The sequence below is a fragment of the Pseudomonas sp. 57B-090624 genome, assembly GCF_003234055.1.
Taxonomy (GTDB): Bacteria; Pseudomonadota; Gammaproteobacteria; order Pseudomonadales; family Pseudomonadaceae; genus Metapseudomonas; species Metapseudomonas tohonis.
Map to the genome: position 1 here is coordinate 21708 of NZ_QKRU01000001.1, position 25934 is coordinate 47641.

Sequence of the window (25934 nt, forward strand, 5' to 3'; positions counted from 1 at the left end):
GATCAGTCTTCCATCGCCTTGATCGACTTGGGCGACAGGCGCAGGCTGCGCAAGCTGCGCTTCACGCTCTTGAGGTGGTTGACCAGGCTCGGGCCACGGGCCATGGCCACGCCCATCGCCAGCACGTCGATCACCACCAGGTGGGCGATGCGCGAGGTCAGCGGGGTGTAGATCTCGGTGTCTTCCTGCACGTCGATGGCCAGGTTCACCGTGGCCAGGTCCGCCAGCGGCGTCTGGCTCGGGCACAGGGTGATCAGCGTGGCGCCGGCCTCGCGCACCAGGTTGGCGGTGATCAGCAGGTCCTTGGAGCGGCCCGACTGGGAGATGCAGATGGCCACGTCGGTGGGCTTGAGCGTCACCGCCGACATCGCCTGCATGTGCGGGTCGGAATAGGCGGCGGCAGTCAGCAGCAGGCGGAAGAACTTGTGCTGGGCATCGGCGGCCACCGCGCCGGAGGCACCGAAGCCGTAGAACTCCACGCGCTGGGCCTGGGCGCAGGCGGCGATGGCACGTTGCAGGGCCTGGGGGTCGAGCTTCTCGCGCACGTCCATCAGGGTGTGCAGGGTGGTGTCGAAGATCTTCAGGCTGAAGTCGGCGACCGAGTCGTCCTCGTGGATCGCGAACTGGCCGAAGCTGGCGCCGGCAGCCAGGCTCTGCGCCAGTTTCAGCTTGAGGTCCTGGAAGCCCCCGCAGCCGATGGCGCGGCAGAAACGCACGATGGTGGGTTCGCTGACGCCGACGCTCTGCGCGAGGTCCGCCATGGAACTGTGCATGACTGCAGCGGGATCGAGCAGGACGTGGTCGGCGACCTTCAGTTCCGACTTGCGCAGCAGGTGGCGCGACTGGGCGATGTGTTGCAGCAGATTCACAGGGCAGGCTCTTCGAAGTGGGGGATACGCTTCACGGCTCGATCAACGCGTGGGGACAACTCGGTTATGATCGACGGCCGTCGGGCTGTAGTGACCTTGTAGTTATACTACATGACCCGCTTTTCCGCCCAGGTAAACCACGCAGGAGTGCACCCTTGACCCAGCCCTGTGACATGTTGGTCTTCGGCGGTACCGGCGACCTCGCCCTGCACAAACTGCTTCCGGCGCTCTACCACCTGCATCGCGACGGGCGCCTGCATCCGCAGCTGCGCATCCTCGCCATCGCCCGCAATCCCCTCGATGCCCAGCAGTACCGGGCCCTCGCCGAGCGCCACTGCCGCGCCCAGGTGGCTCGCGCCGATTTCACCAACGAGGCCTGGGCGGGGTTCGCCGCGCGGCTCGACTACTTCGTCATGGATGTCTCGCAGAGCGCCGACTTCGGGCGCCTGGCCCGCCACCTGGGGCCAGGCGAGGATCGCGGCCGCGTCTACTACCTGGCCATCGCCCCGCGCCTGTTCGAGGACATCGCCCGGCACCTGCAGATCGCCGGCCTCGCCGGGCCCCAGGCGCGCATCGTGCTGGAGAAACCCATCGGCCACTCCCTGGAATCGGCCCTGGCGATCAACGCCGCCATCGGCGCGGTGTTCGACGAGCGCCAGGTGTTCCGCATCGACCACTACCTGGGCAAGGAGACGGTGCAGAACCTCATGGCCCTGCGCTTCGCCAACGCCCTGTTCGAGCCGGTGTGGCGCGCCGGGCACATCGACCATGTGCAGATCAGCGTGTGCGAGACCCTGGGCGTGGAGAACCGCGGCAGCTACTACGACCACGCCGGCGCCATGCGCGACATGGTGCAGAACCACCTGCTGCAGCTGCTCTGCCTGGTGGCCATGGAGGCGCCGGTGCGCTTCGACGCCGACGCGGTGCGCAACGAGAAGGTGAAGATCCTCGAAGCCCTCAAGCCCATCTCCGGGCTCGACGTGCAGGACAAGACCGTGCGCGGCCAGTACGCCGCCGGCAAGATCGGCGGCCAGGAAGTACCCGCCTACTACTTCGAGAAGAACGTCGACAACGACAGCGACACCGAGACCTTCGTCGCCGTGCAGGCGGAGATCGACAACTGGCGCTGGGCCGGCGTGCCCTTCTACCTGCGCACCGGCAAGCGCCTGGCGCGCAAGTACTCGGAGATCGTCATCCAGTTCAAGCCGGTGCCGCACCGCCTGTTCAACGGCGGCGAGGCCAACCGCCTGCTGATCCGCCTGCAGCCCGAGGAGCGCATCAGCCTGCAACTGATGGCCAAGAACCCCGGCAAGGGCATGCGCCTGGAACCGGTGGAGCTGGACCTCAACCTCGCCCAGGCCTTCACCCAGCGGCGCTGGGATGCCTACGAGCGCCTGCTGCTGGACGTGATCGAGGGCGACTCGACGCTGTTCATGCGCCGCGACGAGGTGGAAGCCGCCTGGCGCTGGGTCGACCCGATCCTCGAAGGCTGGCACGAGTACTACCAGAGCCCACGCAGTTACCCCGCCGGCTCCACCGGCCCCGAGCAGGCCCACAGCCTGCTGGAGCTGCAGGGGCGGGCGTGGAATGACTGAAGCGCCCTGCCCCGCCGATCGCGAATGAATTCGCTCCTCAAAAAAAGCCGAACCGCTAAGTAGGGTGGACGTCGCTCTTTAGGTCCACCGGCTGAGCACGGCACGACACCGCTGGTGGACCGATGAAGCGGGGTCCACCCTACATCCACGGCACCCAAGCCCCCGTAGGTTGGCGCCGAGCGCAGCGAGGCCCAACACAGCAACGCCCGCCCCTTCGCGAATGAATTCGCTCCTCAAAAAAGCCGGACCGCTGCGGGGTGGACGTCGCTCTTTACGTCCACCGGCTGAGCACGGCCCGACACCGCTGGTGGACCGATGAAGCGGAGTCCACGCTACATCCACGGTACCCAAGCACCCGTAGGTTGGCGCCGAGCACAGCGAGGCCCAACGCAGCGACGGCCATCCTTCGCGAACGAATTCACTCCGCGCCGGCATTGCTCCAGCGCAATACCCGGTCCGGGCGGCTTGCCTAGAATCCGCGGCTTTTCGCGCAACGAGCCCCGCCCATGTCCAGCCGCCAAGCCCCCGAACTGCTCTGCCCCGCCGGCACCCTCAAGGCCATGCGCCACGCCTTCGCCTACGGCGCCGACGCGGTGTACGCCGGCCAGCCGCGCTACAGCCTGCGGGTGCGCAACAACGAGTTCGACCACGCCACCCTGGCCGCAGGCATCGCCGAGGCCCACGCCCGGGGCAAGCGCTTCTACGTGGTGGTCAACATCGCCCCGCACAACGCCAAGCTGAAAACCTTCCTCAAGGACCTCGCGCCGGTGGTGGCGATGGCGCCGGACGCGCTGATCATGTCCGACCCGGGGCTGATCATGCTGGTGCGCGAGCACTTCCCGCAGATGCCGGTGCACCTCTCGGTGCAGGCCAATGCGGTGAACTGGGCCAGCGTGAAGTTCTGGCAGGCCCAGGGGCTGACCCGGGTGATCCTCTCCCGCGAGCTGTCGCTGGAGGAGATCGGCGAGATCCGCCACGAGGTGCCGGAGATGGAGCTGGAGGTGTTCGTCCACGGCGCCCTGTGCATGGCCTACTCCGGCCGTTGCCTGTTGTCCGGCTACATCAACCACCGCGATCCCAACCAGGGCACCTGCACCAATGCCTGCCGCTGGCAGTACAAGGCCGGGGAAGCCCGCGAGGACGCGCTGGGCGATGTGGTGCACGCCTGCACGACGCAGCCAACCCTGGGCGAGGGCGCACCCAGCGAGCGCCTGTTCCTGCTGGAGGACGGCAGCCGCCCGGGCGAGTACATGCCCGCCTTCGAGGACGAGCACGGCACCTACATCATGAATTCCAAGGACCTGCGTGCCGTGCAGCACGTGGGCCGCCTGCTGGAGATGGGCGTGCATTCGCTGAAGATCGAGGGCCGCACCAAGTCGCACTTCTACGTGGCGCGTACCGCCCAGGCCTATCGCCAGGCCATCGACGACGCCCTCGCCGGCCGCCCCTTCGAGCCGCGCCTGCTGGAGCGCCTGGATTCACTGGCCAACCGCGGCTACACCGAGGGCTTCCTGCGGCGCCACACCCACGACCACTACCAGAACTACGCGCACGGCAGCTCGCGGCCCTCGCGTCAGCAGTTCGTCGGCGAGCTGACCGGCGTGCGCCGGGGCGAGCTGGCGGAAGTACGGGTGAAGAACCGCTTCGAGGTGGGCGACCGCCTGGAGCTGATGACCCCGACGGGCAACCTGGGCTTCATCCTCCATGGCCTGGAAGGCGCCAACGGCGAGAGCCGCCAGGTGGCGCCCGGCGACGGCCACCTGCTTTACATCCCGCTGCCCGCGGACCTCGACCTGGAATACGCCCTGCTGCTGCGCGACCTGCCGGAGCCGGTCAGCGCCACAGCGCCGTCGCCTGCTCCTTGAGCAGCGCGGCGAACACCGGCGCCTCCACCGGCGGGCTGATCAGGTAGCCCTGGATCTCGTCGCAGCCCTGGGTCTTGAGGAAGTCCATCTGCGCCTGGGTCTCCACGCCCTCGGCCACCACCTTGAGCTCCAGGCCGTGGGCCATGGCGATGATGGCGCGGGTGATGGCGGCGTCCTCGCCCCCGGAGGACAGGTCGCGGATGAAGGTCTGGTCGATCTTCACGTAGTCCACCGGGAAGCGCTTGAGGTAGCTCAGGGACGAGTAGCCGGTGCCGAAGTCGTCGATGGCCAGCTTCACCCCCAGCTCGCGCAGCTGGCGGAAGGTGGCGATGACGTGCTCGACGTTCTCCAGCAGGTGGCTCTCGGTCAGCTCCAGTTCCAGCAGGCGCGGCGACAGGCCGGTTTCGTCGAGCACCTGGCGCACCAGGCTGGTGAGGTTGCCCTGGCGCAGCTGGTGGCCGGAGAGGTTGACCGAGACGCGGATGTCCGCCAGCCCCTGGCGCTGCCACTCACGCGCCTGCAAGCAGGCCTGGCGCAGCACGAATTCGCCGATGGGCGCGATCAGCCCGGTCTCCTCGGCCAGGCCGATGAAGTCCCCCGGCGGCACCAGCCCCAGTTGCGGATGGCGCCAGCGCACCAGCGCCTCGGCGGCGTTGAGGCTGTCGTCGGCCAGACACAGCTTGGGCTGGTAGAAGACCTCCAGCTGGCCTTCATCGATGGCCTTGCGCAGCTGGGTCTCCATCTGCAGGCGTTCGAGGGTGCAGGCCTGGAGGTTGTCGGTGAAGAACTGGAAGGTGTTGCCGCCCAGGTGCTTGGCATGCTGCATGGCCATGTTGGCCTGGCTGATCAGCGTGGAGATCTCGCGGGCGTTGTCCGGCAGCAGGCTGATGCCCAGGGAGGCGCTGACCACCAGTTCCTCGCCGCCCACCGTCATCGGCGTGCGCAGCTTGGTCAGCAGGCGGCTGGCGGTGCGCGCCAGGCTGGAGAGGCTGCCGTAGGCGTCGAGGATCACCGCGAATTCGTCGCCGGACAGCCGGGCGATGGTGTCCGCCTCGGGCGCGGCCTGGGCCAGGCGCCGGCTCATCTGCCGCAGCAGCTGGTCGGCCACTTCATGGCCGAGGCTGTCGTTGAGCACCTTGAAGCGATCCAGGTCGATGTGCAGCAGGGCCAGGCTGCGGCCGCTCTGGCGCGCGCGCTGGCTGGCCTCGTGCAGGCGGTCCTTGAACAGGGTGCGGTTGGCCAGGCCGGTGAGCTCGTCGTAGTGCGAGAGGTAGCGCAGGCGCTCCTCGGCATCGCGGCGTGCGGAGAGGTCGGCGAAGAAGCCGACGATGTGGCTGGCATTGCCCCGGGCATCACGCACCACGTTGAGCTGCAGCCACTGCGGGTAGAGCTCGCCGTTCTTGCGGGTGTCCACCAGTTCGCCCTGCCAGCTGCCGCTCTGCTCCAGCTCCTGGCGGATCAGGTGGTACTGGCGGCGGCTCTCGCGGGTGCTGTTGATCTCCACCACCGTGCGGCCGAGCACCTCGTCGCGACGGTAGCCGGTGACTTCGCTGAAGGCCTGGTTGACCGCCAGCAGGCGGTAATGCGGGTCGAGGATGACGATGCCCTCGCTGGCCGCCTCGAAGACCATGGCCGAGAGGCGCTGCTGCTCCTCGGCCTGCTTGCGCTCGGTGACGTCGCGGCGGGTGCCGAGCATGCGCAGCACCTTGCCCTGCTCGTTGCGCTCCACCACCCGTCCGCGATCCTCGACCCAGAGCCAGCGGCCGTCGCTGTGGCGCACCCGGTAGTCGATGGCATAGCCGTCGCTGCGGCCCTTGAGGTGGTCGACCAGGGCACGGCGCAGCAGCGGCAGGTCGTCCGGGTGCAGGCGCGGCTTGAGGTCGCTGAGCACGCGGGTGACGTCGTCCATCTCGATGCCGAAGATCTCCTTCAGGTGCGAGTGGTGGACTTCGTCGGTCTCCAGGTTCCAGTCCCACAGCCCCAGCTCGCTGGCCTCCAGGGCCAGGGCCAGGCGCGCCTCGCTCTTGGCCAGGGCGTGGCTGGCGTCGGCCAGTTCCAGGGTGCGCTGGGCGACGCGGATCTCCAGGTCGTTGTGAGCGGCGCGCAGCTCGCGCTCGGCGCGCCGGCGCTGCTCCACCTCCCGCGCCAGCTCGCTGTTGAGCCCCTCGGCGCGGACCTTGGCGTGCTCCAGGTTGTCGATCAGCGCCTGGTTGTGGAAACGCTGGATCAGGCTGCGCTGCACCAGGCGGTTGACCTGCCAGGCCACCACCATCAGCGCGGCCAGGAGGATCAAGCTGAGCAGGCCCCAGCCACGCTGCAACGGCTCGCCGCTGGCCAGCAGCCAGGACACGGTGGGCACCAGGCACGGCAGGGCGAAGGTGAGGAAGGCCTGCAGGCTCACCGCATAGGCGACGCTGGCGGAGAGGATGGCGGCGGCGATCAGGCCATAGACCAGCGCCTGCTGCAGGAAGGCATCGCCCGGTACCAGGAAGATCACCGGGAAGGCCAGGGTCAGGCCGGAGGCGGCGGCGCCGAGAAGGAAGGTGCGGTGCCACTGGGGCTGGGCCTGGCGCGAGGGCAGCGCGGCCTTGAAGGCGGCCACCTGGGTCAGGCGCAGCACCGCCAGCAGCACCAGCCACACCAGCCAGCCGCCCAGCAGCAGGCCGTTGGCGGGCTCCCACAGCAGGTAGGCGCAGGCCAGGCCGTTGAGCAGCATGAACAATGTGGGGGTTTGCGAGCCCTGGTAGAGCAGGCGCGTGCGCTCCACGGCCAGGTCCGTTGCGAAGTGCTGGCTGAGGGCGCGGCTGTCACCGCCGGGCAGGTCGATCTGGGCTTCGTTGGGTGTCGCGGTCATAGGCGATTTTCTTGTAATGGTTGCCTAGGCGTCGGCGGAGCTTACCCGAGCGGAACGTGCCGCCAAAGCTTTATGTGCCCGGTTTTGACAGCGCGCCGCCTAACTTTCGGCGGGCCTTTTGGATGCAGCGCCCGCACCGTCTGGCTGACCATCCGGTCATCGGTTTGCCCTCGCCTGGGCCGGTCAATAGAATGCCGCGATGCATGACGATCTCTCTCTCCTCCTGAACTCCCTGAACGACGCTCAACGCCAGGCCGTAGCGGCCTCGCTGGGGCGTCAACTGGTCCTCGCCGGTGCCGGCTCGGGCAAGACCCGCGTGCTGGTTCACCGCATCGCCTGGCTGATCCAGGTGGAGCAGGCCTCGCCGCACTCGATCCTGTCGGTGACCTTCACCAACAAGGCCGCCGCCGAGATGCGCCACCGCATCGAGCAGCTCCTGGGCATCAACCCGGCGGGCATGTGGGTCGGCACCTTCCACGGCCTGGCCCACCGCCTGCTGCGCGCGCACTGGCAGGAGGCCGGCCTGGCCGAGAACTTCCAGATCCTCGACAGCGACGACCAGCAGCGCCTGGTCAAGCGGGTGATCCGCGAGCTGGGCCTGGACGAGCAGCGCTGGCCGGCGCGCCAGGCGCAGTGGTTCATCAACGGGCAGAAGGACGAAGGCCTGCGCCCGCAGCACATCCAGGCCGGGGGCGACCTGTTCCTCGGCACCATGCTGAAGATCTACGAAGCCTACGAGGCCGCCTGTGCGCGCACCGGGGTCATCGACTTCTCCGAGCTGCTGCTGCGCGCCCTCGACCTGTGGCGCGACAAGCCCGGCCTGCTGGCCCACTACCAGCGGCGCTTCCGCCATATCCTGGTGGACGAGTTCCAGGACACCAACGCCGTGCAGTACGCCTGGCTGCGCCTGCTCGCCCAGGGCGGCGACAGCCTCATGGTGGTGGGTGACGACGACCAGTCGATCTACGGCTGGCGCGGCGCGCGCATCGAGAACATCCAGCAGTTCTCCAGCGACTTCGCCGACGCCGAGACCATCCGCCTGGAGCAGAACTACCGCTCCACCGCCGGCATCCTCAAGGCCGCCAACGCCCTGATCGCCAACAACCAGGGGCGCCTGGGCAAGGAGCTGTGGACCGACGGCGAGGACGGCGAGCCGCTGGGCCTGTACGCCGCCTTCAACGAGCACGACGAAGCCCGCTACGTGGTGGAAAGCATCGAGAGCGCCCTGAAGGACGGCATGGCGCGTAGCGAGATCGCCATCCTCTACCGCTCCAACGCCCAGTCGCGGGTGCTGGAAGAGGCGCTGCTGCGGGAGAAGATCCCCTACCGCATCTATGGCGGCCAGCGCTTCTTCGAGCGCGCCGAGATCAAGAACGCCATGGCCTACCTGCGCCTGCTCGACGGCCGTGGCAACGACGCCGCCCTGGAGCGGGTGATCAACGTCCCCGCCCGCGGCATCGGCGAGAAGACGGTGGAAAGCATCCGCGAATTCGCCCGCGGCCAGGACGTCTCCATGTGGGAGGCGATCCGCCTGCTGGTGGCCAACAAGGGCCTGCCGGGCCGCGCGTCCGGCGCCCTGGCGGTGTTCATCGAGCTGATCGAGAACCTCGCCGCCAAGGTCATGGAGATGCCCCTGCACCTGATGACCCAGACCGTCATCGAGCAGACCGGGCTGATCACCTACCACAAGGAAGAGAAGGGCGAGAAAGGCCAGGCCCGGGTGGAGAACCTGGAGGAACTGGTCAGCGCTGCCCGTGCGTTCGAGAACGGCGAGGACGACGTCGAACTCACCCCGCTGCAGGCCTTCCTCAGCCATGCCTCGCTGGAAGCCGGCGACACCCAGGCCGACGCCTTCGAGGACAGCGTGCAACTGATGACCCTGCACAGCGCCAAGGGCCTGGAGTTCCCCCTGGTGTTCCTGGTGGGCATGGAAGAAGGCCTGTTCCCGCACAAGATGAGCCTGGAGGAATCCGGCCGCCTGGAAGAGGAGCGCCGTCTGGCCTACGTCGGCGTCACCCGCGCGATGCAACGCCTGGTGCTGACCTACGCGGAAACCCGCCGCCTCTATGGCAGCGAGACCTACAACAAGGTCTCGCGCTTCGTCCGCGAGATCCCCCCGCAACTGATCCGCGAAGTGCGCCTGGGCAACAGCATCAGCCGCCCGGTGGCCGGCGGTGCGCGCAGCGGCGGCTCGATGTTCTCCGGCGCGGAGATCCCGCAGACCGACTTCAACCTCGGCCAGCGCGTGCAGCACGCACTGTTCGGCGAAGGCACCATCCTCAACTTCGAGGGCTCCGGCGCCCAGGCGCGGGTGCAGGTGAAGTTCGAAAGCGAAGGCAGCAAGTGGCTGATGCTCGCCTACGCCAAGCTCCAGGCCCTCTGACCGCCCCCGGGCCCCGCCGCCCTGGCGGAGCCCGGCACAACACCTACTTGGCAGTTATCCACAGCCACGGCAGGATGGCCGCTCCCCTCCTTCCTGCGGAAACACGGACGTGCGCCTTCCCCTGCTGCTGCTCAGCCTGATCATCGCCACCAGCATCGAGGCCGCCCCCGGCTTCGAGGTGAAGCGCGAAACCGACAGCTACCGCGACTGGAACACCGGACAGCGCCGCGAGCGCACCGAAACCTCCCTGCGCCTGGACGGCGGCACCCTGTCGATGAAGGCGCTCGCACAGCTGCTGGCGACCGACGGCAAGCCCATCTACCCGACCCTCTGGGACGCCCGCGTGAGCGGCCCCGACCAGGCGCTGATCCTCTTCAACCGTGGCAGCGGCCAGGACTTCGAGCTGGCCCGCCTGTACCGCAAGAACGGCGGCAAGCCGCAGGCCGAGGTGTTGCTGCGCGACCTGCCTTACAACTGGTTCAACGACGCCCGCCGCAAAGGCTGGGTGAGCGTGGGCGGCGCGGACCGCCTGTACCTGGTGCAACTGCAGCCGCTGCGCATCGTCGATGCAGGCCCCGGCGCGCTGCTGGATGTGCGTGGCGAGCTGGCCGTGCTCGCCGACCCGGGCTGGAACAAGCGCCCGCCGGCCTTCCGCGCGGTGGACATGCAGCGTGGCCGCGAGGTCGCCCGCCTGGAGCTGGACCCCGCCTGCTTCGTGCTGCCCGACTTCGAGTTCAGCCACCCGCTCATCTATTCCGGGCTGGGTGCCTCCACTCCCGAGCGCCTGCGCTTCCAGGACGGCCCCGCCTGGCTCGAGCGCAACCTGGAACTGGTCACCGGCCCCGCACCGGCCCTGCGCCTGCGCGCGGCCCAGCAACTGCCGCGCCCCGACCCGGTGCGCTGGGGCGTGACCTTGCGCGAGGTGGACGCCGGCCCGCAGCCCCGCACGCCGCAGACCCTCGACTACGCCTCCAGCCCCGAGCCCGACGACTTCGTCGACACCCTCGACCTGGTCCCCGCGCAGTGCCAGGCCATCAACCCCAATCCACCCCTGCACGCCGACCGGGCGCCCTACCCCAGCAGCCATGTGCCAACCGACGACCTGTGCCTGGGCGAGCCGCTGCCCGGCGTGCCCGCCACCCTGCGCAAGGAGCGCTGCGTCCTGCCGGCACGCACCCGCGTGCTGGCCGGGAGTCCGCGCTGGTCGCTGGAGGAAGTGCGCTATGCGTATCGCCCAGGCGGCAAGGGCGCGGCCATCGAGCAGACGATCTACCAGCTGCGCGAAGGCCAGGCGGTGAACCGCTACGTCGCCAGCAGCATGGGTTATGGCGAGGCCCTGGCGATCCGCGAAGTGCTGGCCACCGGCCAAGGCGAGGCGCTGTTGAAGACCCGCGGCGACGGCGCCTACGAACTGCTGCGCGCCTCGACCGAGGCCGACGGCAGGCTGCGCCTGGAGTACCTGGACATGCTGCCCTACCCCGCCAGCCCCTTCGATTCCAGCCGCCCAGGCTGGGTCTACCTGCGCAAGCCGGGCCTGCTGGTGCGCCTGGCTCCCTTCGCCCATGAGCAGGCCGGCGAGAACCTGCTGGATATCCGCAGCGACACCCTGCTGTACGCCTATGGCGACAGCGAGAAAGACCGCCTGACCCTCGGCCAGCGAGCCTTCGGCAGCGACTACGCCGACGACTCGTCGCTGCCGGGCCTGGTACTGAGCGCCAGATGCCGGCAGGAGGACGACCCCTATTGGGAATTCACCCTGCCACCGGTCAACGCGACGCTGGAGCAATCCGCCGCCTGGTTCGCCCGCAACTTCGACTACCAGCCCGGCGCCAAGGGTGCCATCCGATTGCGCACCGACCACCAGCTGCGCGCCCGCCCGGGCTGCGCCGCACGGTAGATCGATCCGGGTTCACCGTGGGAGCGGCTCCGGCCGCAAGAAGCCCGCCGCCTCGCTGCCGGCTCCGCGTAGCCGGCAGCTCCATCGCGAATGAATTCGCTCCTACGGGTAGCCGAGCTTGCGCCTGAAGCGCAGCCGTAAAAAATCCCGATACATTCTGCCGCTAGCCATCGCAGGCACGACTGGGCAGCATGGCGCGCGTGGACCCCTAACCAAGAGATGCCTCTGATGCGCCGATTCCTCAGTATCGCCCTGGCCCTTTGCGTCGGCCTGACGCTCAGCCTGGATGCCAACGCCAAGCGTATGGGCGGTGGCAAGACCTTCGGCTCCGCGCCGACCCACCAGACCCGCCAGGCGCAGCCCAACACCCCTGCCGCCACCCCGACCGCACCCGGTCGCCAGCCCGCTGCCGCCAGCGGTGCCTCGCGCTGGCTCGGCCCGCTGGCCGGCCTCGCCGCCGGTGGCCTGCTCGCCTCCATGTTCATGGGCGACGGCTTCCAGGGCATGCAGATCTTCGACTTCCTGATCATCGCCCTGATCGCCTTCGTCATCTTCCGCTTCATCGCCGCCCGCAAGCGCCAGCAGCAGGGCCATCAGCCCGCCATGGCCGGCGGCCCGTTCCAGCGCGAAATGCCGCAGCAGCAGGCGCCGATCTTCGGTGGCAGCGCCGCGCCGGCAGCGGTGGCACAGCGCGCGTTCAACGCGCCGAGCTGGTTCAACGAAGAGCGTTTCATCGAAGCCGGCCGGGAGCACTTCATGTCCCTGCAGCAGCACTGGGACGCGGCCGAGATGGACAAGATCGCCGAGTTCGTCACCCCGCAGATGCTCAGCTTCCTGAAGGAAGAGCGCGCCAGCCTGGGCGACGGCTTCCAGTCCACCTACATCGACAACCTGCAGGTGCAACTGGACGGCATCGACGAGCTGGCCGACAAGACCGTCGCCACCCTGACCTTCAACGGCGTGTCGAAGACCTCGCGCTTCGACCAGGGTGAAGTGTTCAGCGAAAGCTGGCGCATGGAGCGTGCCAACGGCGACGACCAACCCTGGCTGGTGGCGGGCATCCGCCAGAACTGATCAGCGTTCGCGCAATGAAGAAACCCCGGGCATGCCCGGGGTTTTCTTTTGTGTGTTCGACCAGCCGCTGGGCTGATCGACATGTAGGGTGGATGGCACTCTTTTCATCCACCAGGCGATGCCACAGGAAACACCCTGCATGGGCCACAGCAGGGACCGCTACGCGGTCCTTGGCGAATGAATTGGCTCTGTCTGCGTTGAGTGTTGCTAGAGGATTTGAGTCCAGCTGATTGCCGAGCTCTGGTGATGTTTCTGGTTTCGCCCCCCGGGCGAGTCCCTTTTCCAATCGCTGGAACGCCAGCCCGGTGAAAAGGAACCAAAAAACTTGCCCCATCATCCGGCCCCGGCTTCGCCGGGGTTCCCTCACTCCATCGGTGCGCACAGGCTTTCGTAGGATGGGTCGGGCGGCGTTCCGCGAGCGAAGCGAAACCCATGCGGTGAAGGTGGCACAAACCCTCAAGCGCCCGGAAAGTACCGTGCTTGAGCGCCTGCATTAAAAACACAACAGCTAACGCCGACAGAGCCAATGAATTCGCCCCTACAGGGTAATAGCCACCGGCGTCAGACCGCCGCCTTGCGCATACCGATATGGGGGATGTCGTCCTCCAGGTAGACCTCGGTCACCGGCACGAAGCCGTAGCGCCCGTAGTACTTCTGCAGGTGCGCCTGGGCCGAGAGGTACACCGGCAGCCCCGGCCAGCGCCGCTGGCAGTCTTCCAGGGCGCGCTCCATGAGCTGGTGGCCCAGGCCGGTGCCGCGCGCCGCCTCGGCGATCACCACGCGGCCGATCACCACCTCGCCCTGGTTGCGCTGCGGGTCCAGCAGGCGCAGGTAGGCCACCAGCGCATCGCCGTCGCGGGCCATGAGGTGGCAGCTGTCGCCTACCAGGTCCAGGCCGTCCACTTCCAGGTAGGGGCACTTCTGCTCGACGACGAACACCTGGGTGCGCAGGGCGAGGATGTCGTAGAGCGCCTGCTTGTCGAGGTCGCTGTGGTGGCTGCAGGTCCAGGTGATCGGCATGGGGGCTCCGTCGTGGTCGGGGGAAGGGGGCAGTATGCAATGCACCACCACCGGACGAGTGGTCCGCTCGCGGTTTTTTTCTTCCGGGCGCCAGCTACTGTATAAAGCGCATCCCAATGCACGAGGACCTGTCGCCGTGGAAGAAGTCATCGAACAGCTGCGCGAACTCAACGAACCCGTACCGGTCCCGCTGGAGCTGCCGGACGACGAGCTGCTGGTGGAGATCGAGGAGCAGTTGCTGATCAACCTGCCCTTCGAGCTGCGCGAGTTCCTGCTCAAGGTCAGCGATGTGGTCTACGGCCGCCTGGAACCGGTGACCGCCACCGACCCGCAGTCCCACACCTACCTGCCGGAAGTGGCCTCGGTGGCCTGGGACCTGGGCGTGCCCCGCGACCTGGTACCGATCTGCCAGGACGGCCGCGACTACTACGTGGTCGACCTGGAGGGCGAAGTGCTGCTCTGGTCCGGCGAAGAGGGCGACATGACCGATGAGAGCTGGGACTCCGTCTGGCACTGGGCGCGCGACGTCTGGCTGGAGAGCTGAGCGCCCGCCCCCTCAGGGGTGGCCCTGGTCGCGACTCTGCTCCAGGGTCTCCAGCAAGGCGATCTGCATGCGCGAGTGCACGCGGATCAGCCAGCGCCACAGCAGCGCGATGACCCCGGCCGCCAGCAGCGCGATCAGCACCAGCAGCTCCAGGGTCGGCAGGATGCTCGCCGACAGCGCCATGAGCAGCAGCATGATCACCCCCAGCGACAGTGCCGGGATCACCTCGGCGATCACCTTGCGCACCCGCGCGGTGTGCCGCCCGGCCTTCTCCGGCGTCACGCCCATCTCCGCCAGCAGCATCGACAGTGCCTTGAGCTTGCGGTACGCGGCGATCAGGAAGGGCAGCGACAGCAGGAGCGCAGCGCCCCAGACCAGGCCCTTCTGCAGGTTCCGCTGCGCCACCCAGTCGCTCAGGTACTCGCCCAGGGCGCCGGCGAAATAGGCGCCGGAAAGGAAGATCGCCACCACCAGCGCGATGTTCACCCCCACCTGCAGGAGGATCTTGCGGATCATCCCCGCCAGCACGGCGCCCTGGCCCTGGGGCTGGATGCTGCGTAGCCAGTCGCCATAGAGGTTGAACACGCGCGCGATGCGCAAGGGCACCATGCCGGCGAGCGTCTGCGACAGCGGGTCGGCGGCGCGGATCAGGTAGGGGGTGAGCAGCGTGGTGATGGCCGAGACCGCCACTGCCACCGGGTAGAGGAAGTCGCTGGTGACCTGCAGGGTCATGCCCAGCGCGGCGATGATGAAGGAGAACTCGCCGATCTGCGAAAGGCCCATGCCGACGCGCAGCGAGGTGCGCCCGTCATTGCCGGCGATGAACGCGCCGATGCCGCAGGAGACCATCTTGCCCAGCACCACGGCGACGGTGATGACCGCGATGGGCCAGGCGTAATCGAGCAGGATGCCCGGGTCGATCATCAGGCCGATGGCGACGAAGAAGATGGCGCTGAACATGTCGCGCACCGGCTCCACCAGGCGCTCGATCTGCGCCAGCTGGCGCGACTCGGCGATGATCGCGCCGATCAGGAAGGCGCCCAGCACCATGCTGTATTCCAGCTTCACCACCAGCAGGCAGAAGCCGAAGCACAGCCCCAGCACCGTCACCAGCAGCATCTCGTTGCTCTCGAACTTCGCCACGTAGGCCAGCAGGCGCGGCACCAGCAGGATGCCGATGACCAGCGCGACGACCATGAACAGGCTGAGCTTGCCCACCGTGGCGAACACCTGGCCGGTCTCCACCGAGCCGGACAGGGCGATGCCCGAAAGCAGCGCGATGATGCCGATGCCGAGGATGTCTTCGACTATCAGCACGCCGAAGATCAGCTGGGCGAAGCGCTCGTTCTTCATCTTCAGGTCGCTGAGCGCCTTGATGATGATGGTGGTCGAGGAAATGGCCAGGATCGCGCCGAGGAACAGCGAATCCATGGTGCTCCAACCGAAGAAGCTGCCGATCTCGTAGCCGATCCAGATCATCAGCACGATTTCCAGGAAGGCGGCGATGAAGGCCGTGGCGCCCACCTTGAACAGCTTGCGCAGGCTGAACTCCAGGCCCAGACAGAACATCAGGAAGACCACCCCGAGCTCGGCGAGGATCTTGATCGTCTCTTCTTCGTGGATCAGCGCGAAGGGCGGGGTATGCGGGCCGATGAGGAAGCCGGCGATGATGTAGCCCAGCACCACCGGTTGCTTGAAACGGTGGCAGAGGATGGTGACCAGGCCGGCCACCAGCATGATCACCGCCATGTCCTGGATGAAACTGATGGCATGCATGGCGCACCGGCTCCTTCTGGCTCATCAGTGCGCAGGACGGAGGCCGCGCCCGGGGTTGCTCGCTTGGCTCCTGGGAGCCCCTGTATGAAATAGGGAAGTTCCTAGTCAGAACTTTCGGCAGAGTAACACCGGGCACCGCACCGTCATTTTCGGCGAAACAAACCGAAACAGCTTTGCTGGTCAGCTGCCGTTCTTCGCCTGGGCAGTCTCCAGCTCCAGCAGGTTCATGAGGAAATTGCCGAAGTAGGTCATGTCCTGCTCGATCGCCGCCCGCGCGCCCTTGGCATCGCCGGCGAGCAACGCCTCGAAGGCGTCCTCGTGGAAATCGTTGAGGCGCAGGGACAGGTCGGCCTCGGTGAACAGCTGGTTGAAGAAGGGGCCGACCTGCAGCCACAGCGACTCGATCATGCGCAGCAGCGTGGGGTTGGCGCAGGCGCGGTAGAGGGTCATGTGGAACAGGCTGTTGTCGTCCAGGTAGCCCTGCACGTCGCGCCGTTCCAGGGCCCGCTCCATGTTCTCGACGCAGCGCCTCAGCTGCTCGATGTCCTGCGCGGTGAGCCGCGGCGTGGCGGTCTCCACGGCCAGTCCCTCCAGGGACAGGCGCACCAGGAAGATCTGCTGGAAGCGTTCGCGGGTCATGATCGGCACCCGCAGCGAGCGCTGCGGCTCGCCTTCCAGGGCGCCCTCGGCCACCAGGCGCTGCAACGCCGCACGGACCGGCATCGGGCTGGTGCCCCACTCGGCGGCGAGGTCGCGGATCTTGAGGCGCTCGCCGGGCTGGAAACGCCCCGCCAGCAAGCCTTCACGCAGTCGTAGGTAAAGCTGTTCCTGCAGGTTGTCGGCCATGGGTCACTCCTGAATGGCCGGTGGTGCCGGCAGTTGGGCAAGGGTCAGGCTGCAGTTGCGCATGCTGGTGGATCTCCTGGATGGACGGATGGCCAGGCCTATGGATAACTGCCCGGGCGCACTGCAAGCGCAGCGACCGCCTGGGGACAAGATCGACAGGCCTGCCGATAGTGTGATCACAAAATCAGTTCGATCATAGGCTTTTGCCATGAACAGTCCAGCTATTGACATATCTGTGATCACAAAACAGGATGTGCGGAAATTCGAACGAGGTGTTCAAACATGACCGCCAGTGGCATTGCAGAATCCGCCGTTGAAACCTTCGCCGCCGCCGAGCGTGCCCGTTTCATCGCCCACAACCCCAAATCCCTGGCGCTCGCCGAGCGTGCCCGCCACTCGCTGTTCGGCGGCGTGCCCATGCACTGGATGAGCGACTGGTCGACGCCCTGCCCGCTCTTCGTCGAGCGCGCACAGGGCGCGCGCTTCCATGACGTCGACGGCCACGAATACGTGGACTTCTGCCTGGGCGACACCGGCAGCATGTTCGGCCACTCCCCCGAGCCCATCGCCCGTGCCATCGCCGAGCAGGGCGCGCGCGGGCTCACCACCATGCTCCCGGGCGAGGACGCCGTGGTCGCCGGCGAACTGCTGGCCGAGCGCTTCGGCCTGCCCTACTGGCAGGTGGCGACCACCGCCACCGACGCCAACCGCTTCGTCATCCGCTGGGTGCGCGCCATCACCGGGCGTAACGTGCTGCTGGTGTTCGACGGCTGCTACCACGGCACCGTCGACGACGTCATGGTGCGCCACCGCGATGGCCGCACCGTGCACCGCAGCGGCCTGATCGGCCAGGCGCGCAACCTGGCCAAGACCAGCCGCGCCGTGCCCTTCAACGACCTCGACGCGCTGGAACAGGCCCTGGCGCAGAACGACGTCGCCGCCGTGCTCTGCGAACCGGCGATGACCAACATCGGCATGGTCCTGCCCGATGCCGGGTACCTGGAGAAGCTCCGCGAGCTGACCCGCCGCCACGGCACCCTGCTGATCATCGACGAGACCCACACCATCTCCACCGGCCCCGGCGGCTGCACCCGCGCCTGGAACCTGCAGCCGGACTTCATCACCCTCGGCAAGCCCATCGCCGGCGGTGTGCCCTGCTCCGTCTACGGCTGCACCGCCGAGATGGCCCAGGCCATGAAGCTGGCCCGCAAGCACGCCAGCGAACAGTCCGGCGGCCACGGCCACAGCGGCATGGGCACCACCCTCTCGGCCAACGCCCTGGCCATGCACTGCATGCGCGCCAACCTGGAACAGGTGATGACCCCGGCCGCCTATGACCACATGCTGCCCCTGGCGGCGCGCCTGGCCGAAGGCTTCCGTGGACTTATCCACAAGCACGGCCTGGCCTGGTCGGTGACCGAGCTAGGCGCCCGCTGCGAGTTCCAGTTCTGCGCCACCTCGCCGCGCACCGGTGCCGAGGCCGAGGCCGCCTTCCACGACAGCCTGCAGATGGCCCTGCACCTCTACCTGATCAACCGGGGCATCCTCATCACCCCGTTCCACAACATGACCCTGTGCTGCCCGGCCACCACCGAGGCCGACGTCGACCGCCTGATCACCACCCTCGACCAGGCCCTGGCCGAGCTCCTGGCCATCCCCGGCGCCCGACTCTGAACGCGAGAACCCCCATGCGATTCGCCGACCCCCAGGAAGCCCGTGACTTCCTCGCACGCCACCCCGAGGTCCGCAGCATCGAACTGATGCTGTTCGACGCCAACGGCATCCCGCGCGGCAAGCTGCTGCACCGCGACGAGCTGCTGGCCATCTACGAGAACGGTCGCCCGCTGCCCAGCTCCATCCTCTCGCTGACCATCCAGGGCGAGGATGTGGAAGCCAGTGGCCTGGTCTGGGAAGTGGCCGACGCCGACTGCTGGACCTACCCGGTGCCCGGCTCCCTGGCCCTGCAAACCTGGCGCAGCAGCCCCACCGCCCAGGTGCAGGTCAGCATGCACCCGACCCAGGGCCTGCCGGCCACGCCCGGCGACCCGCGCCATGTACTGGCCCGCGCCATCGACCGGCTCAAGGCCGACGGCTACCACCCGGTGATGGCGGTGGAACTGGAGTTCTACCTGCTGGACAAGGCCCGTGACGCCGGCGGCCGCCCGCAGCCGGCGCTGCAGGCCAATGGCGTACGCCCGCAGGCGCCGCAGGTCTACGGCGTGTACGAACTGGAGCAGCTGCAGCCCTTCCTCGACGACCTCTACGCCGCCTGCGAGGCCCAGGGCCTGCCGCTGCGCACCGCCATCTCCGAGTACGCCCCCGGCCAACTGGAACTGACCCTGGAACACCGCTTCGACGCACTCCAGGCCATCGACGAGGGCGTGCGCTACAAGCGCCTGGTCAAGGGCGTGGCCAACAGGCACGGCCTGGTGGCCTGCTTCATGGCCAAGCCCTTCGGCGACCTGGCCGGCAGCGGCATGCACCTGCACGTCAGCCTGGCCGACGAGGCGGGCAACAACCTGATGGCCAGCGAGGACCCGCACGGCACCCCGCTGCTGCGCCACGCCATCGGCGGGATGATGGCGACCCTCGACGACGCCCTGGCGATCTTCTGCCCCAACGCCAACTCCTACCGGCGCTTCCAGGCCAACAGCTACGCGCCGCTGGCCAAGAGCTGGGGGGTGAACAACCGCACCGTGTCCTTCCGCGTGCCCGGTGGCCCGGCCCAGAGCCGCCACGTCGAGCACCGCATCTGCGGCGCCGACGCCAACCCCTACCTGGCCGCTGCCGCGCTGCTGGCGGGCATCCATAAAGGCATCCGCGAGCAGATCGACCCGGGCGAGGCCATCACCGGCAACGGTTACGAACAGGCCCGCGAAACCCTGGCCACCGACTGGCTCACCGCCCTGCGCACCCTGGAGCGCTCGGCCTGGGCGAAGGAGGCGCTCGGCGAAGACTTCCTCGACATCTTCCTCGCCATCAAATGGGAGGAGTTCCGCCAGTTCGTCAGCGAGGTGGGCGAGCAGGACTGGCGCTGGTACCTGACCCACGCCTGATACATGGGGTTGTGGACAAGTTGCTTATCCACAGCCCCACCAGCCGCAAACCGCAACTCGTAGGACGGGTAGAGCGGAGCGAAACCCATCAATTCCGAGTACCGGCATGACGTCGGCGTCGGGCGGGCAGCATGGGTTTCGCGGGGCTCTACCCATCCTACGGGGCGGAGTGCGGCCAGGTGTTTATCCACAGGCGCTGTCCCTGTGCTCCGTCTCTGTCTCGCTGCGTCTACAGTTTCACTTCCCAGCCCCGAGACAGAGCCCCTCCATGGAACCCGGCAACGCGCAACTGACGATGACCGTCCTCATGACCCCGGACATGGCCAACTTCTCCGGCAACGTCCACGGCGGCACCCTGCTCAAGTACCTCGACGAGGTCGCCTACGCCTGCGCCAGCCGCTATGCCGGGCGCTACGTGGTGACCCTCTCGGTGGACCAGGTGGTGTTCCGCGAGCCGGTGCACGTGGGCGAGCTGGTGACCTTCCTCGCCTCGGTGAACTACACCGGCACCACGTCCATGGAGATCGGCATCAAGGTGGTGACCGAGAACATCCGCGAGCGCTCGGTGCGCCACACCAACAGCTGCTTCTTCACCATGGTGGCGCTGGACGACGACCGCAAGGCGGCCCCGGTACCGCCCCGCCAGCCGGAGACCGCCGAGGAGAAGCGCCGTTTCGTCCAGGGCCAGCAACGGCGGCAGATCCGCCAGGAGATGGAGCGCCGCTACCGCGAGCTGCGCGAGAACGGCAGCGAGAGCACCGCTACATCCTGAAAAATAATCTGACGGACTTTTCATACAATCACCGTCAGCCAACGGCTAACCTGACGCACGCGGCGGCAGCCGCGTTCGCCACGGGCCAGGCCCCGTGAACCACCTTCGAACCACTCCCCGCAGCGCCGCGAGCCGCCGTTGCGGCCGGGTCGTTCCCTGCGTGCAAGGAGCCGCCGCATGCCCCACCACACACCGCTGATCGCCACCCTCTCCGCCGGCCTGGTGCTGGCCTTCCTGCTCGGCAGCCTGGCCAACCGCCTGCGCATCTCGCCGCTGGTGGGCTACCTGCTGGCCGGCGTACTGGCCGGCCCCTTCACCCCGGGCTTCGTCGCCGACCAGGCACTGTCCCAGGAGATCGCCGAGCTGGGGGTGATCCTGCTGATGTTCGGCGTCGGCCTGCACTTCTCCCTCAAGGACCTGATGTCGGTGAAGAACATCGCCATCCCCGGTGCCGTGGTGCAGATCGCCGTCGCCACCCTGCTGGGCATGGGCCTGGCCTGGGGCCTCGGCTGGCCCCTGGGCGGCGGGCTGGTGTTCGGCCTGGCGCTGTCGGTGGCCAGCACCGTGGTGCTGCTGCGGGCCCTGGAGGAGCGCCAGCTGCTGGACACCCAGCGCGGCCGCATCGCCGTGGGCTGGCTGATCGTCGAGGACCTGGTGATGGTGCTGACCCTGGTGCTGCTGCCGGCGCTCTCCGGCATGCTCGGCGGCAAGGCCCATGGCGGTGGCGAAATCAGTCTCGGCGTCGAGCTGCTGCTGACCCTGGGCAAGGTCACCGCTTTCGTGGTGCTGATGCTGGTGGTGGGCCGCCGCCTGATCCCCTGGGTGCTGGCCAAAGTCGCCGGCACCGGCTCGCGGGAGCTGTTCACCCTCGCCGTGCTGGCCATCGCCATGGGCATCGCCTACGGCTCGGCGATCCTCTTCGACGTGTCCTTCGCCCTGGGCGCCTTCTTCGCCGGCATGGTGCTCAACGAGTCGGAGCTGAGCCACGACGCCGCCGAGAAGACCCTGCCCCTGCGCGACGCCTTCGCGGTGCTGTTCTTCGTCTCGGTGGGCATGCTCTTCGACCCGCTGATCCTGATCCGCGAGCCGCTGCCGGTGCTGGCCACCTTCCTGGTGATCGTGCTCGGCAAGTCGGTGGCGGCCTATGTCATCGTGCGCGCCTTCGGCCACCCCAAGAGCACCGCCCTGACCATCTCCGCCAGCCTGGCGCAGATCGGCGAGTTCAGCTTCATTCTCATCGGCCTCGGGCTGGACCTGGAGCTGATGCCGCAGACCGGCCGCGACCTGCTGCTGGCCGGCGCCATCCTGTCGATCCTGGTCAACCCGCTGCTGTTCATCGCCATCGGCCGCTGGCAGGCGCGCCAGGACCGCAAGGCGGCGGAGCTGCCGCCGGAGCAGGCACCGGTCGAGGACGTACCGCCCGCCATCGAGGAACACGACCACGCCATCCTCATCGGCTACGGCCGCGTCGGCCGCAAGATCGCCCTGCGCCTGCGCGAGGCCGGCACGCCACTGGTGGTGATCGAGGACAGCCGCGCGGGGCTGGATGAGCTGCGCGAGTCGGGCATCAGCGCGGTGCTGGGCAACGCGGCGCGACCCGAGGTGCTGGAACTGGCGCAGCTGGCGCGGGCGCGCTGGCTGCTGCTGGCGATCCCCAATGGTTTCGAGGCCGGGCAGATCGCCCAGCAGGCCCGTGCGGTGAACCCGCGACTGACCATCATCGCCCGTGCCCACTTCGACGCCGAGGTGGAGCACCTGGAGCAGAACGGCGCGGACCTGGTGATCATGGGCGAGCGCGAGATCGCCCGCGCCATGATCGATCGCGTCGCCGCCGACCAGGCCACGCCGGACGCACCGGTCGCGGCCTGACGGCGGCGCGGGCCGTCACTCGGCGTGCTGGTGGGCGCCGTGGTCCATGTGCTGCATCTGCCCGTCGGCCTTGGCGGGCGCGTCCTTCTGCACGGCGATCTCCACCTGCAGGTCGCCGGCCTTCTCGAAGTGCAGGGTCAGCGGGAAACGCTCGCCGTCCTTCAGCGGCTGCTTCAGGCCGAACAGCATCAGGTGGTAGCCGCCCTGCTCCAGGCGCACCTCGCCACCGGCGGGGATGACCAGGCCGCCCTGCACCTGCTGCATCTTCATCATGCCGTTGACGTGGGCGTGCTCGTGGACCTCGGCCTTGGCCGCGCGCGGGGTGTCGGCGCCCAGCAGGCGGTCCGGCGTGTCGCCACCGTTGTGCACCACCAGGTAGGCCGCGCCGTTGGGCGAGACCGGCGGCACCTCCAGGGCCCAGGGATGCTCGATGTGCAGCTTGCCCAGTTCGTATTCGTGGGCCTGGGCGAAGGGGACGAAGCCCAGCAGGGCGATCAGGGTCAGCAGTGTCTTGTGCATGTTCAACTCCATCGATAAGCAGATTGGGCGCCCGCCACGCGAACGCCCGTGAAGAATCGTGACGGGATCAGCCCGCCATCACCCGGTCGCCGCCGAAGCGCGACAGCACCAGCCGGTCCAGGGCCCAGACCAGCACCAGGGACAGGCCCACCAGGGGGAAGGCCACTCCCAGCACCAGCATGACCACCACCGCGCCACGCCACAGGGGCAGGCCATGGGGCAGCGGCGGCACGCCGAGGCGGCCACTGGGCCGGCGCTTCCACCAGAGCACCAGGCCGCTGATCGCGCTGAGCAGGATCATCAGGCACACGGCGAACATCAGCAGCTGGTTGGCCAGGCCGAAGAAGCGGCCCTCGTGCAGCATCACGCCCATCTCCACGCTCTTGGCCACAGCGCCATAGTCTTTCCAGCGCACATCGGCCAGCACCTTGCCGCTGTAGCGGTCCAGGTGCAGGGTCGCGTCGTTGCGCGGATCGTCGGCGAACACCGCGATGCTGAACACGCCCGTGGGCGTGGTCGGCAGGGTGATCCCGTAGCCGGGCACCACGCCGCGCTCGCGGGCGGTGTCGACCACCCGCTGCAGCGGGATGCTCGGGGCTTCGCCGGCCTGTGCCCCGTCGTGCCCGGCGTGGCCACGGTGGGCGGCATGGGCATCCGATTCGGGCAACGGCGTGTTCTCCACCGCCCAGGGCACGGTCTGGTCACTGGCGCTGTTGAGGCTGCGCGCCAGCTCGCCGGACTTCGGCACCTCGTTCCACATGGCGGCGGGGAAGCGGTTCCACACATCGGCGAAGCTCGCCCCCCAGAAACCGGTCCAGGTCATGCCGGTGAGCAGCATGAACAGCAGCAGCAGGCTGCCCCAGAAGCCGGTGACGCCGTGCAGGTCGCGCCAGAACAGGCGCCCGCGCGCGGACAGGCGCGGCCACAGCACGCCGGCGCCGGACCGCCCTCGCGGCCACCAGAGGTAGAGCCCCGACACCACCAGGACGATGCCCCAGCCGGCGGCCAGTTCGATCAGCCGGTCACCGACCGTGCCGATCATCAGCTCGCCGTGCAGGGCGCGGGTGGCCGCCTGCAGGTTCCAGAAGGCGTCCTGGGTGCCCAGCACCTTGCCGCTGTAGGGGTCGAGGAACAGGTTCAGGTCGCGGCCGCCGTCGGCGATGACGAACTGGGCGCTGTGCCCGGCATCCACCGGCGGCAGGTACTGGCTGACGCTGGCCTGTGGATAAGCCTCGCGCACCCGCTGCAGCTGGGCGTCGGCGTCCAGCGCGTGGTGGCCCGGCTGCACCCGCAGCAGGTCGGCGTACATCAGCGCGTCGAGCTGCGGCTTGAACAGGTAGATGCTGCCGGTGACCGACAACAGGATCATGAAGGGGATGACGAAGAGGCCGGCGTAGAAATGCCAGCGCCAGGCCAGGTTGTAGAACGAGACTGCAGGTTTGCTCATGGTTGTGCTCGCCTAGAAAGCGCCTCTCTGGGTTCGCGCGCAGCGACGTGGCTGGCGCGGCGGAGGCTTGTCGCCAGCCGACTCGCCCAGAGCAGGCGGGGAAGGATGGCGCGGTGCGTGGATCAGGCGAGGGCGACGGGCGGCGCGCGGGAGCGTGAGCCGGGGAAGACCGCCGAGCCGGCATGGCCGGCATCGACCGGGGCCAGGCGAGGCGCCCGGGCGAGGTCCGCCAGGGCGGCGGCCACCAGCGGCGCGGAACTCAGCGCCGGGCAATTGAGCAGCAGGGTGCAGTAGCCGCACTTGGCCCAGACCACCTCGTGGCCGGGCTCGCCCGGCGCCTTCGGTGCGGTGCCATGCTCGGCGGAACAGGCCAGCTCGCCCATCCAGGCCGGTACGCCCTGGTGGTCCATGGCACGGGCCTGGGACAGCAACGGACCGGCGAACACCAGCAGCATGGCCAGAAGGCCAAGCCAGGCGCCGCTGCGGATTGTCGTGTGTCGAGCCACTGCTGCCGTCCCGGAATCGAGGGGGTGAAGAGCGGGCGCCATGCTAGCCGCACGCCGCCACGGGTTGAAGCATAGCGGCTGAGTCAGATGGCCGCAGCGGGCGGCGGCAATTTCCCCCTCAGCCCAGGCGCCGGGCCTCGAACCTCACCCGGGGGTGGGCGATGCGGTCCTGGGCGCGCACCAGTTCCAGCTCGTAGCTGCCGCATGCCTGGGTCTCCAGCAGCACCTCGTGCACCGCGGCGGCGCTGAATTCGAAGGCGCCGCGCGTGTCGTCACCCAGCAGCAGGCGCGCCAGGAACACCCCGGAGGTGAGGTCGCCCACGCCCACCGGCTGGCGCGGGAAGGCCAGCAGCGGGCGGCGCAGGTGCCAGGTGCCCTCGGCGCTGGCCAGCAGCATCTCGAAGTCCTCGGCGGCGCGGCCCGGGTAGTCCAGGTGCTTGACCAGGATCGCCTTCGGCCCGCGTGCAAGCAGCGCCCGGGCCATGCCCACGCAATCCTCCAGCGAGGTGGGGCGACGGCCGGCGAAGCTGTTCAGCTCCAGCTGGTTGGGGCACAGCAGGTCGGCCACGGCGGCGGCTTCCTCGAGGAGGAAGCTGCTGACCTCAGGCGCCACGATGCAGCCTTTCTCCGGGTGGCCCATCACCGGGTCGCAAAGATACAGGGCACGGGGGTTGGCCCGCTTGATGCGCGCCACCACCTCGAGGATCTCGCGCCCCTGGGCCGCGCTGCCGAGGTAGCCCGAGAGCACCGCGTCGCAATTGCCCAGTTCGCCGATGGCGGCGATGCCCTCCACCAGCGTCGGCACCTGGTTCGGCGGCAGCACCTCGCCCGTCCATTGCCCGTACTGGGTGTGGTTGGAGAACTGCACGGTGTTCAGCGGCCAGACATTGACCCCGAGACGCTCGACGGGAAACACCGCCGCGCGGTTGCCGGCGTGGCCGAAGACCACATGGGACTGGATGCTGAGGAGATGGGGCGTTCGCGACATTGGGTGAACCCTGGGCTCGACGGGTGGGAGGACGGGCCTGGCTTACGGCGACAG

At 68.3% G+C, this 25934-nt stretch carries 19 protein-coding genes; 10 read left to right on the plus strand and 9 right to left on the minus strand.

Annotated features, from left to right (window positions below; translation table 11 throughout):
- Positions 1 to 2: 2 nt before the first annotated feature.
- Positions 3 to 869, minus strand: coding sequence for a transcriptional regulator HexR (hexR, locus tag DMX10_RS00105; RefSeq protein WP_111259177.1), 867 nt, complete (start codon positions 867 to 869; stop codon positions 3 to 5).
- Between the two features lie 173 nt (positions 870 to 1042).
- On the opposite strand from hexR, the gene zwf reads away from it, so the two are divergent.
- Complete coding sequence (gene zwf / locus DMX10_RS00110) at positions 1043 to 2464, plus strand: glucose-6-phosphate dehydrogenase (protein ID WP_218281303.1); 1422 nt, start codon at positions 1043 to 1045, stop codon at positions 2462 to 2464.
- 506 nt (positions 2465 to 2970) lie between these two features.
- Complete coding sequence (gene yegQ / locus DMX10_RS00115) at positions 2971 to 4329, plus strand: tRNA 5-hydroxyuridine modification protein YegQ (protein WP_111259179.1); 1359 nt, start codon at positions 2971 to 2973, stop codon at positions 4327 to 4329.
- On the opposite strand, the gene DMX10_RS00120 is transcribed toward yegQ, so the two are convergent.
- Positions 4298 to 7183 (minus strand): EAL domain-containing protein, encoded by a 2886-nt coding sequence (locus DMX10_RS00120; protein ID WP_111259180.1) that lies wholly within the window; start codon positions 7181 to 7183, stop codon positions 4298 to 4300. The two genes, yegQ and DMX10_RS00120, sit on opposite strands and share 32 nt — an antisense overlap.
- A gap of 199 nt (positions 7184 to 7382) precedes the next feature.
- On the opposite strand from DMX10_RS00120, the gene uvrD reads away from it, so the two are divergent.
- The 3 genes from uvrD (at position 7383) to DMX10_RS00135 (ending at position 12537) form a co-directional block, all read left to right on the plus strand.
- Positions 7383 to 9566, plus strand: coding sequence for a DNA helicase II (gene uvrD, locus DMX10_RS00125; RefSeq protein ID WP_111259181.1), 2184 nt, complete (start codon positions 7383 to 7385; stop codon positions 9564 to 9566).
- Between the two features lie 109 nt (positions 9567 to 9675).
- Entirely contained in the window at positions 9676 to 11463 is a 1788-nt protein-coding gene (locus tag DMX10_RS00130; RefSeq protein WP_111259182.1) for a hypothetical protein, read from the plus strand.
- Positions 11464 to 11691: 228 nt separating this feature from the next.
- Positions 11692 to 12537: a Tim44 domain-containing protein gene (locus DMX10_RS00135; RefSeq protein ID WP_111259183.1), complete on the plus strand. Its 846-nt coding sequence runs from the start codon at positions 11692 to 11694 to the stop codon at positions 12535 to 12537.
- Positions 12538 to 13098: 561 nt separating this feature from the next.
- On the opposite strand, the gene DMX10_RS00140 is transcribed toward DMX10_RS00135, so the two are convergent.
- Positions 13099 to 13557, minus strand: a complete 459-nt coding sequence (locus DMX10_RS00140) for a GNAT family N-acetyltransferase (RefSeq protein ID WP_111259184.1) — start codon at positions 13555 to 13557, stop codon at positions 13099 to 13101.
- Positions 13558 to 13693: 136 nt separating this feature from the next.
- Here DMX10_RS00140 and DMX10_RS00145 point away from each other — a divergent pair, with 136 nt between their 5' ends.
- Positions 13694 to 14101 (plus strand): SMI1/KNR4 family protein, encoded by a 408-nt coding sequence (locus DMX10_RS00145; protein ID WP_111259185.1) that lies wholly within the window; start codon positions 13694 to 13696, stop codon positions 14099 to 14101.
- A 12-nt stretch (positions 14102 to 14113) separates the two neighbouring features.
- Here DMX10_RS00145 and DMX10_RS00150 read toward each other — a convergent pair whose 3' ends face one another.
- Both DMX10_RS00150 and DMX10_RS00155 read right to left on the minus strand, forming a co-directional pair.
- Entirely contained in the window at positions 14114 to 15877 is a 1764-nt protein-coding gene (locus DMX10_RS00150) for a cation:proton antiporter (protein WP_111259186.1), read from the minus strand.
- 180 nt (positions 15878 to 16057) lie between these two features.
- Entirely contained in the window at positions 16058 to 16723 is a 666-nt protein-coding gene (locus tag DMX10_RS00155) for a GntR family transcriptional regulator (protein WP_111259187.1), read from the minus strand.
- Positions 16724 to 17005: 282 nt separating this feature from the next.
- Between DMX10_RS00155 and DMX10_RS00160 the strand changes: the two genes are divergently transcribed.
- The 4 genes from DMX10_RS00160 (at position 17006) to ybaL (ending at position 22420) form a co-directional block, all read left to right on the plus strand.
- On the plus strand, positions 17006 to 18397 hold the full coding sequence (locus DMX10_RS00160; protein ID WP_111259188.1) for an aspartate aminotransferase family protein: 1392 nt from the start codon (positions 17006 to 17008) through the stop codon (positions 18395 to 18397).
- Positions 18398 to 18411: 14 nt separating this feature from the next.
- Positions 18412 to 19779, plus strand: a complete 1368-nt coding sequence (locus tag DMX10_RS00165; RefSeq protein ID WP_111259189.1) for a glutamine synthetase family protein — start codon at positions 18412 to 18414, stop codon at positions 19777 to 19779.
- A 268-nt stretch (positions 19780 to 20047) separates the two neighbouring features.
- Complete coding sequence (locus tag DMX10_RS00170) at positions 20048 to 20551, plus strand: acyl-CoA thioesterase (RefSeq protein ID WP_111259190.1); 504 nt, start codon at positions 20048 to 20050, stop codon at positions 20549 to 20551.
- Positions 20552 to 20728: 177 nt separating this feature from the next.
- Positions 20729 to 22420: a YbaL family putative K(+) efflux transporter gene (gene ybaL, locus DMX10_RS00175; RefSeq protein ID WP_111259191.1), complete on the plus strand. Its 1692-nt coding sequence runs from the start codon at positions 20729 to 20731 to the stop codon at positions 22418 to 22420.
- Positions 22421 to 22435: 15 nt separating this feature from the next.
- On the opposite strand, the gene DMX10_RS00180 is transcribed toward ybaL, so the two are convergent.
- The 4 genes from DMX10_RS00180 to pdxY all read right to left on the minus strand — a co-directional run bounded on the left by DMX10_RS00180 (position 22436) and on the right by pdxY (position 25880).
- Positions 22436 to 22939 carry a copper chaperone PCu(A)C gene (locus tag DMX10_RS00180; RefSeq protein ID WP_111259192.1) on the minus strand — a complete coding sequence of 168 codons (504 nt, stop codon included), beginning with the start codon at positions 22937 to 22939 and terminating at the stop codon, positions 22436 to 22438.
- Positions 22940 to 23006: 67 nt separating this feature from the next.
- Complete coding sequence (locus tag DMX10_RS00185; RefSeq protein WP_111259193.1) at positions 23007 to 24386, minus strand: PepSY domain-containing protein; 1380 nt, start codon at positions 24384 to 24386, stop codon at positions 23007 to 23009.
- 122 nt (positions 24387 to 24508) lie between these two features.
- Positions 24509 to 24892 carry a DUF2946 domain-containing protein gene (locus DMX10_RS00190; RefSeq protein WP_256604735.1) on the minus strand — a complete coding sequence of 128 codons (384 nt, stop codon included), beginning with the start codon at positions 24890 to 24892 and terminating at the stop codon, positions 24509 to 24511.
- 118 nt (positions 24893 to 25010) lie between these two features.
- On the minus strand, positions 25011 to 25880 hold the full coding sequence (gene pdxY, locus DMX10_RS00195) for a pyridoxal kinase PdxY (RefSeq protein WP_111259195.1): 870 nt from the start codon (positions 25878 to 25880) through the stop codon (positions 25011 to 25013).
- Positions 25881 to 25934: the final 54 nt, after the last annotated feature.

Excerpts from the sequence above, each read along its gene's own strand:
- zwf (WP_218281303.1), top strand. The coding sequence starts at position 1,043 with ATGTTGGTCTTCGGCGGTACCGGCGACCTCGCCCTGCACAAACTGCTT.
- yegQ (WP_111259179.1), top strand. The coding sequence starts at position 2,971 with ATGTCCAGCCGCCAAGCCCCCGAACTGCTCTGCCCCGCCGGCACCCTC.
- DMX10_RS00120 (WP_111259180.1), bottom strand. The coding sequence starts at position 7,183 with ATGACCGCGACACCCAACGAAGCCCAGATCGACCTGCCCGGCGGTGAC.
- uvrD (WP_111259181.1), top strand. The coding sequence starts at position 7,383 with ATGCATGACGATCTCTCTCTCCTCCTGAACTCCCTGAACGACGCTCAA.
- DMX10_RS00135 (WP_111259183.1), top strand. The coding sequence starts at position 11,692 with ATGCGCCGATTCCTCAGTATCGCCCTGGCCCTTTGCGTCGGCCTGACG.
- DMX10_RS00140 (WP_111259184.1), bottom strand. The coding sequence starts at position 13,557 with ATGCCGATCACCTGGACCTGCAGCCACCACAGCGACCTCGACAAGCAG.
- DMX10_RS00150 (WP_111259186.1), bottom strand. The coding sequence starts at position 15,877 with ATGCATGCCATCAGTTTCATCCAGGACATGGCGGTGATCATGCTGGTG.
- DMX10_RS00155 (WP_111259187.1), bottom strand. The coding sequence starts at position 16,723 with ATGGCCGACAACCTGCAGGAACAGCTTTACCTACGACTGCGTGAAGGC.
- DMX10_RS00160 (WP_111259188.1), top strand. The coding sequence starts at position 17,006 with ATGACCGCCAGTGGCATTGCAGAATCCGCCGTTGAAACCTTCGCCGCC.
- DMX10_RS00165 (WP_111259189.1), top strand. The coding sequence starts at position 18,412 with ATGCGATTCGCCGACCCCCAGGAAGCCCGTGACTTCCTCGCACGCCAC.
- DMX10_RS00170 (WP_111259190.1), top strand. The coding sequence starts at position 20,048 with ATGGAACCCGGCAACGCGCAACTGACGATGACCGTCCTCATGACCCCG.
- ybaL (WP_111259191.1), top strand. The coding sequence starts at position 20,729 with ATGCCCCACCACACACCGCTGATCGCCACCCTCTCCGCCGGCCTGGTG.
- DMX10_RS00180 (WP_111259192.1), bottom strand. The coding sequence starts at position 22,939 with ATGCACAAGACACTGCTGACCCTGATCGCCCTGCTGGGCTTCGTCCCC.
- DMX10_RS00185 (WP_111259193.1), bottom strand. The coding sequence starts at position 24,386 with ATGAGCAAACCTGCAGTCTCGTTCTACAACCTGGCCTGGCGCTGGCAT.
- pdxY (WP_111259195.1), bottom strand. The coding sequence starts at position 25,880 with ATGTCGCGAACGCCCCATCTCCTCAGCATCCAGTCCCATGTGGTCTTC.